This is a genomic window from Methylocystis sp., assembly GCF_046349115.1.
Classification (GTDB): Bacteria; Pseudomonadota; Alphaproteobacteria; order Rhizobiales; family Beijerinckiaceae; genus Methylocystis.
The window spans coordinates 1,149,999-1,163,981 of the sequence record NZ_JAXMCX010000001.1 but is presented as its reverse complement, the minus strand read 5'-3'; the positions used below and the strand labels follow the sequence as shown (position 1 = coordinate 1,163,981).

Genomic DNA, 13,983 nt, shown 5'->3' with positions numbered 1-13,983 from the left:
GCAACATCCCATTTCGACGCTTCGGCCGAGCTTCCGGCGCATTGCCACGCGCGCGCCCCCTCCCTATAGTCCGCCGCCAAAAGCCGGGGAGCCGGCTCGAACGCACCCAAGGAAGCTTCCCTCATGTTAGAAGGCCTGCGCGTCGCTTCGCAGAACTGGATCGGCCGCGCCATCATGGCGCTGGTGATGGGCGTCATCGTGGTCAGTTTCGCGATCTGGGGCGTCGGAGACGTTTTTCGCGGCATGACGACGCAACGGCTCGCCCGCGTCGGCTCCGGCGAAGTCTCCGTCGAGACCTACCGCAACGCCTATCAGAACGAGCTTCGCCGCATTCAGCAGCGGATGCGGCGCGCGATCACCAATGAGGAGGCGCGTCAATCGGGACTGGACCTGCAGATTTTGGAGCGTCTGGTCACCGAGGTCGCGCTCGATCAGAAAGCGCGTCAGCTCCAGCTGGCGGTCAGCGACGAGACCGCCCAGCGCCTGCTCCAGTCTGAAAAAGTCTTCCAGGGCCAGGACGGCAAATTCGACGCGGCGCGCTTCAAGCAGATCGCCAATGACGCCGGCTTCACCGAGCGCGGCTTTCTCGCCGATCAGAAGAACGCCTATCAGCGCAAGATGATCACCGACATCGTCATCGCCGGGGTGGAGCCGCCGAAACTGATGATCGAGGCGATCCACCGCTTCCGCAATGAATCGCGAACGATCGACTATGTGGTTCTGGCGCCGTCCCTGGTCGCGGCGGCGGCCGCGCCGTCCGACGAAGAGCTGAAGAAATATTTCGACGAGCGCGAGCAGACGTTCCGCGCCAAGGAATATCGCAAATTGACGACGCTCGTCGTCAGCCCTTCCGCGATCGGCAAGCCGGAAAGCGTTTCCACGGAAGACGCGCGCAAGTTTTACGACGAGGTGAAGTCGAAGCGCTATGGAACGCCGGAAAAGCGCGACGTGCGACAGATCGTGTTCAAGACCGATAAGGAAGCCGAAGAAGCGATCGCGAAACTGAAAGCCGGCGCCGACTTCGACGCGTTGGCGGCGGAGCTGAAACTCAATCCCAAGGACGTAAATCTCGGACTTGTCGAATTGCGAGATTTCGGCGATCCCAAAGTCGGAGCGGCGGTCTTCGCGCTGCCGCAGCCGGGACTGACCGAGCCGATTCATACGGCCTTCGGCGCCGTCGTTTCGCAGGTCAAAAGCATTGTCCCAGCGGTCTACAGCAAGACCTTCGAACAGGCCGAGCCGGAGCTTCGCGCCGAAATCGCCGCGCAGCGCGCGACTCCTGAAGTGCGCAAGCTGCACGAGGCTATCGAGGATCAACGCGCCTCCGGCAAGGCGCTAGCCGAAGCCGCGAAAGCCGTGGGACTGGAGACCAATGTTTACGAGGCGGTCGACGACGCCGGCAATGACCGCGGCGGCAAGCCGATCGCAAATCTTCCCGCCGGTCCCGACCTCGTCAAGGCGGCGTTCGCGTCGGACGTCGGCGTCGACAACGACACCGTGACGACGCGCGACGGCGGCTATGTCTGGTATGAGGTCAATGGCATTGAGCCGGCGCGGCAGAAGACCTTTGACGAAGTGAAGGACGCCGTCGCCGAGGCGATGCGCGGCGAAGCGGCGCAAAAGGCGCTCGCCGCGAAGGCCAGCGACCTCGTCGCCAAGCTGAACGCCGGCCAGACGATCGAAGACCTCGCCAAGGAGCTCGGCGTTCAGGCGCAGCGCGCCAATGACGTGAAGCGCGAGGCGCGTCCGGACTTCAACACCAATGTGATCGTCCAATTCTTCGAAGTCGCGCCGCGCAACGCCGGCTCCGTCGTCGTCGACAATGGGCGGATGGTGTTTTTCGTGCGCGACGCGACGACCCCTGTCTTCGATCCAAACTCGATTGAATCGAAGACGATCGCTCAGCAATTGAAGCCGGCGTTGGATAATGATCTGCTGGAGCAATATGTCGGCGGTCTGGAGAAGGCGCTCGGCGTCGACATCAACCAGCGGGCGCTCGAAGCCGTGACCGGAGCGGAACGCGACAGGTGAACGGCGCGCTATTCGAGCCAGACTTCAACGCTTTCGGCCCCGATTACGACGCGGGACGGCCGCAGCTCATCGTCACGCGACTGGTCGGCGATCTCGAAACGCCGGTCTCCGCCTATCTCAAGCTCGCGCGCGAACGGCGCGGCCCCGCCTTTCTGCTTGAGTCCGTCGAAGGCGGCGCCGCGCGCGGCCGATATTCGATGATCGGCCTTGACCCCGATCTGATCTTTCGCGTCGTCGGCGACAAAGCGGAAATCAATCGCGCCGCGCTCGAAGGCGTGAACGGCTTCACGCCTTGCGCGGCGGCGCCGCTCGCCGCCTTGCGCGAACTGATCGCCGAATCCGCCGTGCCGCAGGCTGTGGGCATGCCGCCGATGGCGGCGGGCGTGTTCGGCTATCTCGGCTACGACATGGTGCGCCAGATGGAGCGCCTCGCGCCGGCGAAGGAAGACAAGCTCGGCGTGCCTGACGCGCTGTTCGTCCGTCCGACCTTGATGATCGTCTTTGACACGGTCCGCGACGAAATTTCGATTGTCACGCCCGTGCGGCCCACATCCGGCGTCGCGGCGAAGCAGGCCTATGAAGCGGCGCTGGCGCGTCTCGATAAGGTCGTCGCGACGCTCGAAGCGCCGTTGGACCATCGCGACGGCGCGGCCGATGCGCATCTCCTCGCTCAGGAGCCGGTGTCGAATACGCCGCAATCGCGCTTCCTCGACATGGTCGAGCGCGCCAAGGAATATATTCGCGCCGGCGATATTTTTCAGGTCGTGCTGTCGCAGCGCTTCACCGCGCCCTTCGCTTTGACCGCTTTTGCGCTCTATCGCGCATTGAGGCGCGTCAACCCGGCGCCTTTCTTATGCTTTCTCGATTTCGGCGACTTCCAGATCGTTTGTTCGAGCCCCGAAATCCTCGTGCGGGTCGCCGACGGCAAGGTGACCATCCGTCCGATCGCCGGCACGCGCTGGCGTAGCGAGGTCAAGACCGAGGACGAACGTCTCGCCGCCGATCTTCTCGCCGATGAAAAGGAGCGCGCCGAACATCTGATGCTGCTCGATCTCGGCCGCAACGATGTCGGCCGCGTCGCCAAGACTGGAACGGTGCGCGTCACCGACAGTTTCACGATCGAACGTTACAGTCACGTGATGCACATCGTCTCCAATGTCGAAGGCGAGCTCGACGCGCGCCATGATTGCATCGAGGCGCTCGCCGCGGGATTTCCCGCCGGCACCGTCTCCGGCGCGCCAAAGGTGCGCGCGATGGAAATCATTGACGAACTCGAGACCGACAAGCGCGGAATCTACGGCGGCTGCATCGGCTATTTCGGCGCGGGCGGACAGATGGACACATGCATCGTGCTGCGCACGGCGATCGTTAAGGACGGCAAGATGCATGTGCAGGCCGGCGCCGGCGTCGTCTACGACAGCGAGCCGGAATATGAAAACCGCGAATGCGTCAACAAGGCGAAGGCGCTGTTTCGCGCCGCAGAGGAAGCGGTTCGCTTCGCGACGCGCGCGCGGCGGGGCCAGTAGCAATTCCGCGGAAATGCGCGGACAGCGGAAAGGGCGGCGGCGTATCTCATGGACGGCCCAACGATCTACGACGACGGCGACGATCCTTCCCGCGCGATCCGCGTCGGCGAACCTAATGGCGCCGACGCCGCGAAATGGGGAGTCCTGCTCTCGCGCTTCATGCGCATCGTCGCGCTGTTCTGGCTCGTTCAGGGATTGATGCAGTGGCGGATCATTCTCGCTGCTGATCGTTCGATTTTTGAAACCATGCCGCAGAGCGCGGCCTTCGCTGTCATTTTCTTCGCGGTGCTCGATTTAATCGCCGGCGTCGGACTGTGGCTGGCGACGCCATGGGGTGGCGTGTTGTGGCTGCTCGTTGCGAGCGCGCAGATTTTTCTTACGCTCAGCATGCCGAGTTTCTTTATTGGCGGCTATTGGCTGATCGGCGTCGACGCCGTGCTGATCGCGATGTATTTCGGCCTGACGTTCGAGGCCGGGCGCGACGTGGAGGCGCAGCGCATGCGCGAACGCCGCCGTCGCCGCAGATTCGACAGAAAGCCGCCAAAACCTTCTTGAGCGATCGGGTCTGTTAGCGGCGCATTAGCGTAAATCGAACCTTTAGGTTCATCTCTCATTCACCGCAATCCTGCCGCGTCGCGGTAAACGCGCGATTCAGGCTGTTGCTTAAACCGCCTTTCACCGGCCCGACCTAATTTGACCTCATCGAACGCCGATAAAGAGATGCCCGACGCATCCGCCGTGATGGAGAAGACGATGAGCGCCTTGACCAAGACCGCCCCTCTGGCCCGAGAAGATCGCGTCAGCGATATCCGGCCGGTTTATCTCGAAGCGCTGACTCTCGTCGAACGCCTCCATCGCCGCTTGCTCGACGTCGTCAAGGACGAATTCGATCGCCGCGATCTTGGCGACGTGAATTCGGTGCAGGCGTTGCTGCTCTATAACATCGGCGACAAGGAGCTGACCGCGAGCGAATTGCGCACGCGCGGCTATTATCTCGGCTCGAATGTGTCCTACAACGTCAAGAAGCTTGTCGAGACGGGCTATATGCATTACGCGCGCTCGCGCCTCGACCGCCGTTCGGTGCGCATCAGCCTGACCCCGAAGGGCAAGCAGATTCACGACATCGTCGCCCAGCTTTACGAAAAGCACGCGCTGACCGTCGAGCAGATCGGCGGCGTTTCCTGCGACGAATTCCGCAACCTCAATACGTCGCTGACGCGGCTGGAGCGTTTCTGGACCGATCAGGTCCGTTATCGGCTGTAACGCGGTCTCGCGCGACTTCTCCTTTTTCGCCGGCAAGCGCCTTGGAGGCCGCTTCGCCGGCGCTTTTCGTTTCGCGCCGACCTAGCGGGAACCTCTCATCGGTCCTATCTTACCGGCTGTTAACTACGACCCAGGACGCCCACATGCGATGGTCCGTCACGATCGGCTCCTTCAAGGGAACCGCCGTGCGCATTCACGTCACCTTTCTGCTGCTCTTGGGCTGGATCGGTTTTGAGGCCTATCAGCGCGGCGGCGCGATCGCGGCGCGCGATAGCGTTCTGTTCATCGTCGCGATTTTCTTTTGCGTCATTCTGCATGAGTTCGGCCACATATTGACCGCGCGCCGCTATGGCATCGTGTCGACGGAAATCACGCTGCTGCCGATCGGCGGGGTCGCCGACATGGAGCGAATGCCCGACAAGCCGGGACAGGAGCTGCTGATCGCGCTCGCGGGTCCCGCCGTCAATCTGGTGATCGCCGTCGGATTGATCCTGTTTTTGGGCGCCGTCGACGTTTCCGACGTAATCAAGATCGGCGATCCGTCGGTCAATCTTCTGAAACGGCTGGCGGCGGTGAATATTTTCCTGGCGGCTTTCAATTTGATCCCCGCCTTCCCGATGGATGGGGGCCGCGTGCTCCGCGCCGCTCTGTCGAATTGGTTGGGCAAGGAGCGCGCGACGCGCATCGCCGCCCAGATCGGTCAGGGCTTCGCCTTTCTATTGGGTTTCGCGGGATTATTCGGAAATCCGCTGCTGCTGTTCATCGCGATTTTCGTCTATGTCGCCGCTGCCGGCGAGGCCCAGATGACATCCATGTCGGAAGCGGCGCGCGGTCTGAAAGCGGCCGACGCAATGGAGACACGCATCGCATTGATCGAGCGCGGATCGACCGTGCGCGAGGCGATCGATATTCTTCTGGCCACGTCGCAAGATGAATTCCCGGTCGTCGACGCCTCGCGTCGCCTCTCGGGCTTCCTGTCTCGATCAAACATTGTCGAAGCCTTGCGGGGTTCCGAACCAGGCGCGCCGATCGCGCCCTTCATGCGCCGAGAGCCAGCGACAATCGGCGCGAGCGACAGCATCGACGCCGCAATGCCCAAGCTCACCGGGGGCGAAGCGGTCGGCGTCATCGACGCGGACGGGCGACTGCTCGGCCTTCTGACCCGCCAATCCCTGGCCGAGATCATGATGATCAGGGAAGCGCGGCCGGACTGGCGCTTCGCGCCGCGCGACGACAGCCCTCCGACGGTTGCCTAAGGCCGGCCGGCGGCCTATTGCACTCTTTAGAATCGCGCCAAAAAAGCCCCAGCCAGGGGCGCCGGACCGCAGCCAAATGTCCAACGTCACCCTCATCGACAATTACGACAGCTTCACCTTCAACCTGGTCCATTATTTCGGCCAGCTAGGCGCGAATGTGACGGTGCATCGGAACGACGCGGTGTCGGTCGCCGAAGTGCTCGCTGGCGGGCCCGACGCAATCGTGCTGTCGCCGGGCCCCTGCACGCCGCATGAGGCCGGCATCTGCATGGAGCTGATCTCGGCCGCCGCCGAGACCGTGCCGATTTTCGGGGTCTGTCTCGGCCATCAGTCGATCGGCGAGGTCTTTGGCGGCGACGTGATCCGCGCGCCCCTGCCGATCCATGGCAAGATGGCGACGATCCTGCACCATGGCGACGCCGTATTTCGTGGCATCGGCGAGCCTTTTCAGGCGACGCGCTACCATTCGCTGATCGTCAGTCGCGACACCCTGCCCGACAGCCTGCGGATCACGGCCGAGACGCCGGACGGCTTGATCATGGCGCTATCGCATAAGACCCTGCCGACGCATGGCGTGCAGTTCCATCCCGAAAGCATCACCTCTCAGCACGGCCATAAGATTTTGCAGAATTTCCTCGACCTTGCGCGGGAATGGAACGACGGGCCGCGCCGCCGCGAGAAGGCGGCGTGACGGTGACGGAGCGAGTAGTGAATAGTAAGTAGTGAGTAGGATGAAGCTAATCTCTGACTACTCACTATTCCTCGCATGACCGACTTCAAATCCTACATCGCCGCCCTCGCCTCCGGCGCGCCGCTCGCGCGCGACGAGGCGCGAGCGGCGTTCTCTTCGATCTTCCAGGGCGAAGTCACGCCGGGGCAGCTTGGCGCCTTTCTCATGGGCTTGAGGCTGCGCGGCGAGACCATCGACGAAATCATCGGGGCGGCTGAGGCGATGCGCGCCGCCATGACGCCGGTTGAAGCGCCGCCGGGCGCGATCGACATCGTTGGCACCGGCGGCGACGGCGCCGGCACCTATAATATTTCCACCCTGGCCGCGATCATCGCAGCGGCCGCCGGCGCGATCGTCGCGAAACACGGCGGAAAGGCGGCTTCGTCGCTGTCCGGCGCTTCGGACGTGCTCGCCGAACTCGGCGTCAAGGTCGGAATTACTCCAGGCGCCGCCGCCGCCTCCCTGCGCGAGGCGGGCATCTGCTTCATGGCCGGCACCGCGCATCATCCGGCCATGCGCCACGCGGCGGCGGTCAGACGCGAACTCGGCGTGCGCACGATTTTCAATCTGCTCGGACCGCTCTGCAACCCGGCGCGGGTCGAGCGTCAGACGATCGGCGTCTTCTCCCGCGACTGGCTCGAACCTTTGGCGAATGTGTTGCGTGAACTTGGCGCCACGCGCGTCTGGCTGCTGCATGGAAGCGACGGACTCGACGAGGCGACGACGACCGGCTTCACGCATGTCGTCGCGCTCGAAGACGGGGTCATAAGCGCCTTCGACTTCTCGCCCGAAGACGCGGGATTGCCGCGCGCCACGACGCAAGAACTCGTCGGCGGCGATGCGGCCCATAACGCCAGGGCGCTGCGCGCGGTACTAGCCGGCGAGAAGAACGCCTATCGCGACATCGCCGTGCTTAACGCCGGCGTGGCGCTGGTCGTCGCCGGGCTGGCCGCCAATCCGCGCGAAGGCGTCTCGCTCGCCGAGGCGGCGCTCGATTCGGGCGCGGCGCGGGACAAGCTCGACGCGCTGATCCGCTGCTCCAACCGAGACGCCTGACCGCCGTCCGATCGGGATAGGATTGCGGCCGTTTATCGGCTATTCATAGCGGGCCGGCAGTTGACGGAATGAATTCGAGCGAGGCGGTCGCGGCCCCACTTCGCCGCAGGCGAACAGATGACGGACATCTTAAGAAAGATTGAAGCTTATAAGCGCACCGAGATATCCGAGGCGAAGGTGCGCATGCCCTTGGCGACGCTCGAGCGCAAGGTGCGCGATCACGATCCGCCGCGAGGCTTCGTGCATGCGATCGAGCAAAAGCTCAACGAACGCCGCATCGCGCTCATCGCCGAAATCAAGAAGGCGAGTCCGTCGAAAGGAATCATTCGGCCCGACTTCGATCCGCCGAAACTGGCGCGCGCTTATCAGGCCGCCGGCGCCGCCTGTCTGTCGGTGCTGACCGACGCGCCGTCGTTCAAAGGCAGGCTCGAAGACCTTGAAGCAGCGCGAAAGGCGACCCATCTGCCGGCGCTGCGCAAGGATTTCATGTTCGACCCCTATCAGGTCTATGAGGCCCGCGCTTTCGGCGCCGACTGCATTCTCATCGTCATGGCCGCCGTCGACGACGACGAAGCGAGAGCGCTGAACACCGCCGCGCATGATCTGCGCATGGATGTGCTCGTCGAGGTGCATGACGAGAGCGAACTTGAACGCGCGCTAAAGCTCGAGACGCGTCTGATTGGCGTGAATAATCGCAATCTCCATGACTTCAACGTCTCGCTGGAAGTAAGCGAAAAACTCGCCGAGAAAATTCCGCGCGATAAAATCATCGTCGCGGAAAGCGGCATCACGACGCATGACGACTGTCTGCGCCTCGAAAAGTCGCATATCTTCGCCTTCCTCGTCGGCGAAAGCCTGATGCGCAAGCAGGATGTGGAGGCCGCGACGCGCGAACTTCTGCAAGGCGCGCAAGCCAGTCATAATTCGGGCGCAGCAAAGTCAGCGGCCGGCGCATGACATGAGCGCGCTGACTCACCTCGGCGCCGCTGGCGAAGCGCATATGGTCGATGTGTCGGCGAAGGCCGAGACCGCTCGCGTGGCGCGCGCGCGCGGCGCGGTTAAGATGGCGCACGAGACCTTGCGGCTCGCTGTCGAATGCCAGGCCAAGAAAGGCGACGTTTTCGGCGCCGCGCGCATTGCGGGCATCATGGCGGCGAAGAAGACGAGCGAACTCATTCCGCTCTGCCATCCGCTTCCCTTGTCGAGCATTTCTGTCGAGATCACGCCGGACGAGGCCCTGCCGGGTCTACGTGTGCTGGCCGAAGCGTCGGTCGCCGGCAAGACCGGCGTCGAGATGGAGGCGCTCACCGCCGTCTCGGTCGCCTGTCTGACGATCTACGACATGCTGAAGGCGGTCGATCGCGCCATGCGCATCGAAAGCGTCGAACTCGTCGAAAAACGCGGCGGCAAATCCGGCGACTGGCGCCGCGACGAATAATTCGACTTGGGCCGCAATGAATGGTTCGACTTGGGCTGCGCGGCTCGATATCGTAACAATTCGACATATTTAATGATTGGTGGAGGCGCCGCCATGCGTCATTTTATTTTCGCTATCGCCTTGCTGTTGCTCGCAGGCGCGCCCGCGGTCGCCGACCGCGCGAGCGAATGCCGGAGCCAGTGCGGCGACGACGCGGCCTGCTATCGGCGCTGCATGGGCAATCCTCCGAGCCATTATGGCTATCCGGCGGGCGGCGCCGGCGGGCCGCACGCCTATCGGCGTGCGCCCTCGTTTAGAGCGCCGAGCCCTGCGACTCCATCGGAGCCGGGCGGCGGCGGAGGCGGCGGCCCCGCCGAAAGGCCCACCATCCTGGGCACGGCCTATGATTTCCTCTACGCGCCAGGCGCCGAGACGGCGGGCTACGGCCTGTATTCCTACGTCATCCTGCCACGACCCAGCGAACGCGCCGTCGCCTTTTTGCGCGAGATTGTGGGCCATTTTCCCGCAGCGTCGAACGTTACCGAGGCGAAGCAGCGGATCAACATCCTGTACCTCCCGACAAAGGCTTCTTCGCGCGGGCAACCCGCCTTCCCCGCCGACGCCGAGACGGCGGCGCTCACGAGCTTCCTCGACAGGAGCTATGATTTCGGCATGGCGCAGGGCTTGCTCTTCCATTTATGCGACAGACCGGCGCCGGCGGTTGCCCAGCTTTGCGCGAATGATCTTTCCGGCGGTCCCTATATTCTCACCTATGCGACCAAGATCAGCGATCTTTCGCCCCTTCCCCCGCCCTTCCTTTTCGTCGATCTTACTAATGTGCGGCCGCGCGCCTTTTCGCTGTTCGTCGCCGCCTATGCCGCACAGGTGAAACGACCTGACTTCTCCGATGGCGCGCGTCTTTCCGATTTCCGTCTCCAGCTCGCCAATATCGTCCTGACCGCCGCCGATTGGGTGCAGCCGGTCAGTGCGGCGGTGGCGGACATCGCGCATTTCGCCGAGGCCGCGAAGAGCGGCGGGGAGGCGCCGAAATGAAAATGTCCCTTCCTCGGGTCGTGGCGGTTTTTTTGCTGGCGATCGCCCTTGGCGCGGCGTTCACCTTCGCCTATCCCAGCGTCGACATTGACGCCGGGCTTGCGACGGTGATCGTGCTGGTCGCGCTCGCGGTCGAAAGCCTCTGCGCTTTCATCTACCGACGCGTCGCGAAGCGGGGATAAGGTTTCGATTGGATAAGCTGCTTTCGGTTTCGGACGCCCTCGTGCGCGTGCTCGCGGGAGCTTGGCGCCTTGGCGAAGAATCAGCGCCGCTGGCGCAGGCGCGGAGACGCACGCTCGCCGCCGATCTCGCGGCGCGCCGCACCCAGCCGCCGGTCGCCGTTTCGGCCATGGACGGATTTGCGTTGCGCGCCGCCGATCTTGCCGCCGGCCCGCTGCGCATCGTCGGTGAAAGCGCCGCTGGTCGCGGCTATGGCGCGGCGCTCAATCCTGGCGAGGCCGTGCGCATTTTCACCGGCGCGCCTGTTCCAGATGGCGCCGACGCGATCTTGCTGCAGGAAGACGCGCGCGTCGCTGCGGATGCGTTAACCGCGAGCGCCCCGCCCGGCCCGCATATTCGCGCAGCCGGCCTCGACTTTCGCGAAGGCGTGGTCGCGCTCACGGTCGGCACACGCCTCGGCCCGGCCGAGCTCGCCCTCGCTGCGGCGATGAACCATGCCGCTGTTGCGGTCGCCCGTCGCCCCCGCGTGGCGATCATCGCTTCCGGCGACGAACTCGTGCCGCCGGGCGCCGAGCCAGGCCCCTCGCAAATCATTTCCTGCAACAATCTGGCGGTCGCCGCCATCACCGAAGACGCCGGCGCCGAAATCGTCGATCTCGGCATATTCCGCGACGATCTCGCCGAACTCGAACGCGGCGTCGCCCTTGCCCGCGAGGCGCGCGCCGACGTTCTCGTCACGCTCGGGGGCGCCTCGGTCGGCGACCGCGATCTGCTGCGTCCGGCGCTGGCCCGCCAGGGCATGTCGCTCGACTTCTGGAAAATCGCGATGCGGCCGGGCAAGCCGCTGATCCACGGCGCGCTCGGCGACATGCGCATCCTTGGCCTGCCTGGAAACCCGGTCGCGTCGTATGTATGCGCACTGATTTTCCTCGCACCGCTGCTGCGCGCCCTGCAGGGCGATCCTGACGCAGGCGCCGATCGGACCGAATTGGCGATCGCAGGCAGCGCCCTCCCCGCCAATAAGGGGCGGAGCGACTATATGCGCGCGAGGCTTACGGCCGACGAAAACGGGGCGCTCGTCGCCACGCCGCTGCCGTTGCAGGACTCTTCGCTCCTCACCGAGCTGACTCAGTCCCAAGCGCTGCTGATCCGCGAGCCCGGCGCGCCGGCGGCAGCGAAGGGCGATCCCTGTCGCATCCTTCGGCTGCCCTGATTCGAGGCCACGCCTTCGTGACTCCGGCGCCGCAACATGGCAAAGGAAGCGCGCGCTCGCCGGCGATCCACGAAAGCAGGCCCGAATGTCGATCATCGATTCCGTCCGCAAATCGCTCGTTCCGATCCATCCGGAGGGCTATGTCTTCGTCGCCGGTTTCGCGCTCGCCGCCTTCTTGCTCGATTATTTGTCGCCGACGCTCGGCTGGATCGGTTTCATCGCCACCGCCTGGTGCGCCTATTTCTTTCGCGATCCGCAGCGGATCACGCCGCTGCGCGAGGGGCTGATCGTCTCGCCCGCCGATGGCGTGGTCAGCGCGGTCGGCTTCTTTCTGCCGCCGGCGGAACTTGGACTGGGCGCCGAGCCGATGCAGCGCATTTCCGTATTCATGAGCGTGTTCGACGTGCATGTGAATCGCGCCCCGATCACCGGCCGCATCTCGAAAATCGCCTATAAGCCAGGCCTGTTCCTTAACGCCGACCTCGACAAGGCGAGCGAGGACAATGAGCGCAGCGGCATGGTCATCGACGCGCCGTATGGGCGTTTCGGCGTCGTGCAGATCGCCGGCCTCGTCGCGCGCCGCATCGTCGGATTCGTCAAGGAAGGCGAACAGATCGGCGTCGGCGACCGTTTCGGCCTGATCCGTTTCGGCTCACGGGTCGACGTTTACATGCCGTCATCGGCGCGACCGATGGTGGCGGTAGGATCGCGCGCAATCGCCGGCGAGACGATTCTCGCCGACATGACCGCCGGCTCAGCCGCGCTCAGCTTCAAGGCGGGTTGAATATCGCCATGGCCGATCCCTTCTTCTCCGGGCATGATTCGCAAGAGGGCGCGCTGACGCCCTCGGAACGGCGTCGGCTGCGTTTCCGCAATATTCCGCTGCGCATCGTTCTGCCCAATCTCGTGACGCTGCTCGCGCTGTCGATGGGTCTGACCGCGATCCGCTACGGGATCGAAGGACGATTCGAGACGGCGGTTACCGCGGTAATGGCGGCGGCGGTGCTCGACGGCCTCGACGGGCGCCTCGCCCGCGCCATCAAAGGAACCTCGCGCTTCGGGGCGGAGCTCGACTCGCTGTCGGACTTCGTCGATTTCGGCGTCGCGCCCGGCCTGCTGCTGTATCTCTGGACGCTGCAAGAGATCAAAGGCCTCGGCTGGTTCGCCGTGCTGGTCTTCGCCATCGCCTGCGCGCTGCGTCTGGCGCGCTTCAACGTGTCGATCGACGACCCGGCGAAACCCGCATGGCAGGCCGAATTCTTCGTCGGCATGCCGGCGCCGGCCGGCGCCGTGACGGTGCTGCTGCCCCTCTATCTGCATTTTTCAGTTTTGGAGCTGCCGGCGTCCAAGGCCTTGACGCCCTTCTACATCGTCTATGTGCTGGGCATCGCCTTTCTGATGGCGAGCCGCATTCCGCATTTTTCCGGCAAAAAGATTGGCCGTATCCCGCGCGATCTGGTCATTCCCGTCCTGTTCGGGGTGGGCGTCACGGCGCTGCTGCTGGCGATCTACCCGATGGAGCTGCTCGCGGTTCTCAGCGTCGCTTTCCTCGCCGCCATTCCGCTCAGTGTGAGGCGTTACAACAGGCTCGCGAAAGCGGAGGCGGAAAAGGCGGCGCCGACCGAGGCGTCACAGGCGCGGCAGTCACAGTGACTTGGCTTTCGCGACATAGAGGACGCCAGGCAAATTCTTGAAGTGCGCGTCGCACGTCAACACGTCTGCGCCATGCTCCAAGGACGTGGCGTAGATGATGGCGTCAGCGGTCGCCAGATGATGTTTTGAACATAATTCCGCGGCTGTGAGCGCAATTTTTGTATCAAGCGTAGCCACCGTGCAAAGCTGCGTGAAGGCGATCACCTGCTCTGCCTTATCTTCGTCCGCCTCGCGGCTCATCCATTTGAACAGTTCCAGTTGAACGATCGTTGGAACAAGCCACTCGTCGCGTGAAGGAATCGCCGACTCAAGAGACTTTCCCGTGGGCGAGCCAATCAGCCATTCAATCCAAGCCGAAGTATCGACGAGCCGCATCAAAAGCGATCTTGGCGATCACGGTAATTTTTCGGCTTCGCTCCCTTTGCGATCCCTGCAAGCTGATCGCGCTCAGGAACGGGAACCAGTAGCACGCCCGACCCTTTAGGGATGAAGGCGAACTCCTGGCCAGCCTTCCACTTGCGCGCTTCACGAACCGCTTTTGGGATCGAGATTTGAAATTTTGCGGAAAGCGTGGCGGTGTCCGACATTTTCATACTGACGTTTGA

General features: G+C 63.7%; 16 protein-coding genes. 14 read left to right on the top strand and 2 right to left on the bottom strand.

Translation table 11 applies throughout. The annotated features are described in order from the left end of the window. Positions 1-123 precede the first annotated feature (123 nt). The 14 genes from U1E20_RS05585 to U1E20_RS05520 all read left to right on the top strand — a co-directional run bounded on the left by U1E20_RS05585 (position 124) and on the right by U1E20_RS05520 (position 13,378). Positions 124-2,031, top strand: coding sequence for a SurA N-terminal domain-containing protein (locus U1E20_RS05585; RefSeq protein ID WP_409979585.1), 1,908 nt, complete (start codon positions 124-126; stop codon positions 2,029-2,031). Next, positions 2,028-3,557, top strand: coding sequence for an anthranilate synthase component I (trpE, locus tag U1E20_RS05580; protein ID WP_409979584.1), 1,530 nt, complete (start codon positions 2,028-2,030; stop codon positions 3,555-3,557). The genes U1E20_RS05585 and trpE overlap by 4 nt, the downstream gene beginning before the upstream one ends. 48 nt (positions 3,558-3,605) lie before the next feature. Continuing rightward, positions 3,606-4,112 (top strand): DUF6163 family protein, encoded by a 507-nt coding sequence (locus U1E20_RS05575; RefSeq protein ID WP_409979583.1) that lies wholly within the window; start codon positions 3,606-3,608, stop codon positions 4,110-4,112. 198 nt (positions 4,113-4,310) lie between these two features. Continuing rightward, entirely contained in the window at positions 4,311-4,820 is a 510-nt protein-coding gene (gene ldtR / locus U1E20_RS05570; RefSeq protein WP_409979646.1) for a transcriptional regulator LdtR, read from the top strand. Positions 4,821-4,963: 143 nt separating this feature from the next. After that, complete coding sequence (locus U1E20_RS05565; RefSeq protein ID WP_409979582.1) at positions 4,964-6,076, top strand: site-2 protease family protein; 1,113 nt, start codon at positions 4,964-4,966, stop codon at positions 6,074-6,076. A gap of 76 nt (positions 6,077-6,152) precedes the next feature. Then, positions 6,153-6,767 carry an anthranilate synthase component II gene (locus tag U1E20_RS05560; RefSeq protein ID WP_409979581.1) on the top strand — a complete coding sequence of 205 codons (615 nt, stop codon included), beginning with the start codon at positions 6,153-6,155 and terminating at the stop codon, positions 6,765-6,767. 75 nt (positions 6,768-6,842) lie between these two features. Continuing rightward, the gene (gene trpD / locus U1E20_RS05555) at positions 6,843-7,862 is read left to right on the top strand and encodes an anthranilate phosphoribosyltransferase (protein ID WP_409979580.1); all 1,020 of its coding nucleotides are present in this window, start codon (positions 6,843-6,845) and stop codon (positions 7,860-7,862) included. A 117-nt stretch (positions 7,863-7,979) separates the two neighbouring features. Continuing rightward, a complete protein-coding gene (trpC, locus tag U1E20_RS05550) occupies positions 7,980-8,819 on the top strand; it encodes an indole-3-glycerol phosphate synthase TrpC (RefSeq protein ID WP_409979579.1) in 840 nt (279 codons plus the stop codon). A 1-nt stretch (position 8,820) separates the two neighbouring features. Continuing rightward, complete coding sequence (gene moaC, locus U1E20_RS05545; protein ID WP_409979578.1) at positions 8,821-9,300, top strand: cyclic pyranopterin monophosphate synthase MoaC; 480 nt, start codon at positions 8,821-8,823, stop codon at positions 9,298-9,300. Between the two features lie 93 nt (positions 9,301-9,393). Then, the gene (locus U1E20_RS05540; RefSeq protein ID WP_409979577.1) at positions 9,394-10,332 is read left to right on the top strand and encodes a hypothetical protein; all 939 of its coding nucleotides are present in this window, start codon (positions 9,394-9,396) and stop codon (positions 10,330-10,332) included. Then, positions 10,329-10,514: a hypothetical protein gene (locus tag U1E20_RS05535; RefSeq protein WP_409979576.1), complete on the top strand. Its 186-nt coding sequence runs from the start codon at positions 10,329-10,331 to the stop codon at positions 10,512-10,514. The genes U1E20_RS05540 and U1E20_RS05535 overlap by 4 nt, the downstream gene beginning before the upstream one ends. Before the next feature lie 8 nt (positions 10,515-10,522). Then, positions 10,523-11,725 carry a gephyrin-like molybdotransferase Glp gene (gene glp, locus U1E20_RS05530; protein ID WP_409979575.1) on the top strand — a complete coding sequence of 401 codons (1,203 nt, stop codon included), beginning with the start codon at positions 10,523-10,525 and terminating at the stop codon, positions 11,723-11,725. Between the two features lie 85 nt (positions 11,726-11,810). After that, a complete protein-coding gene (locus U1E20_RS05525) occupies positions 11,811-12,509 on the top strand; it encodes a phosphatidylserine decarboxylase (protein ID WP_409979574.1) in 699 nt (232 codons plus the stop codon). An 8-nt stretch (positions 12,510-12,517) separates the two neighbouring features. After that, positions 12,518-13,378, top strand: a complete 861-nt coding sequence (locus tag U1E20_RS05520) for a CDP-alcohol phosphatidyltransferase family protein (RefSeq protein WP_409979573.1) — start codon at positions 12,518-12,520, stop codon at positions 13,376-13,378. Here U1E20_RS05520 and U1E20_RS05515 read toward each other — a convergent pair. Next, the gene (locus tag U1E20_RS05515) at positions 13,370-13,753 is read right to left on the bottom strand and encodes a type II toxin-antitoxin system VapC family toxin (RefSeq protein ID WP_409979572.1); all 384 of its coding nucleotides are present in this window, start codon (positions 13,751-13,753) and stop codon (positions 13,370-13,372) included. The genes U1E20_RS05520 and U1E20_RS05515 overlap by 9 nt on opposite strands. Further along, positions 13,753-13,971 (bottom strand): AbrB/MazE/SpoVT family DNA-binding domain-containing protein, encoded by a 219-nt coding sequence (locus tag U1E20_RS05510; RefSeq protein ID WP_409979571.1) that lies wholly within the window; start codon positions 13,969-13,971, stop codon positions 13,753-13,755. The genes U1E20_RS05515 and U1E20_RS05510 overlap by 1 nt, the downstream gene beginning before the upstream one ends. Between the last annotated feature and the right edge of the window lie 12 nt (positions 13,972-13,983).

Excerpts from the sequence above, each read along its gene's own strand:
- U1E20_RS05585 (WP_409979585.1), top strand. The coding sequence starts at position 124 with ATGTTAGAAGGCCTGCGCGTCGCTTCGCAGAACTGGATCGGCCGCGCC.
- U1E20_RS05565 (WP_409979582.1), top strand. The coding sequence starts at position 4,964 with ATGCGATGGTCCGTCACGATCGGCTCCTTCAAGGGAACCGCCGTGCGC.
- U1E20_RS05535 (WP_409979576.1), top strand. The coding sequence starts at position 10,329 with ATGAAAATGTCCCTTCCTCGGGTCGTGGCGGTTTTTTTGCTGGCGATC.
- trpD (WP_409979580.1), top strand. The coding sequence starts at position 6,843 with ATGACCGACTTCAAATCCTACATCGCCGCCCTCGCCTCCGGCGCGCCG.
- moaC (WP_409979578.1), top strand. The coding sequence starts at position 8,821 with ATGAGCGCGCTGACTCACCTCGGCGCCGCTGGCGAAGCGCATATGGTC.
- U1E20_RS05540 (WP_409979577.1), top strand. The coding sequence starts at position 9,394 with ATGCGTCATTTTATTTTCGCTATCGCCTTGCTGTTGCTCGCAGGCGCG.
- U1E20_RS05510 (WP_409979571.1), bottom strand. The coding sequence starts at position 13,971 with ATGAAAATGTCGGACACCGCCACGCTTTCCGCAAAATTTCAAATCTCG.
- U1E20_RS05515 (WP_409979572.1), bottom strand. The coding sequence starts at position 13,753 with ATGCGGCTCGTCGATACTTCGGCTTGGATTGAATGGCTGATTGGCTCG.
- U1E20_RS05560 (WP_409979581.1), top strand. The coding sequence starts at position 6,153 with ATGTCCAACGTCACCCTCATCGACAATTACGACAGCTTCACCTTCAAC.
- U1E20_RS05575 (WP_409979583.1), top strand. The coding sequence starts at position 3,606 with ATGGACGGCCCAACGATCTACGACGACGGCGACGATCCTTCCCGCGCG.
- U1E20_RS05525 (WP_409979574.1), top strand. The coding sequence starts at position 11,811 with ATGTCGATCATCGATTCCGTCCGCAAATCGCTCGTTCCGATCCATCCG.
- U1E20_RS05520 (WP_409979573.1), top strand. The coding sequence starts at position 12,518 with ATGGCCGATCCCTTCTTCTCCGGGCATGATTCGCAAGAGGGCGCGCTG.
- ldtR (WP_409979646.1), top strand. The coding sequence starts at position 4,311 with ATGAGCGCCTTGACCAAGACCGCCCCTCTGGCCCGAGAAGATCGCGTC.
- trpC (WP_409979579.1), top strand. The coding sequence starts at position 7,980 with ATGACGGACATCTTAAGAAAGATTGAAGCTTATAAGCGCACCGAGATA.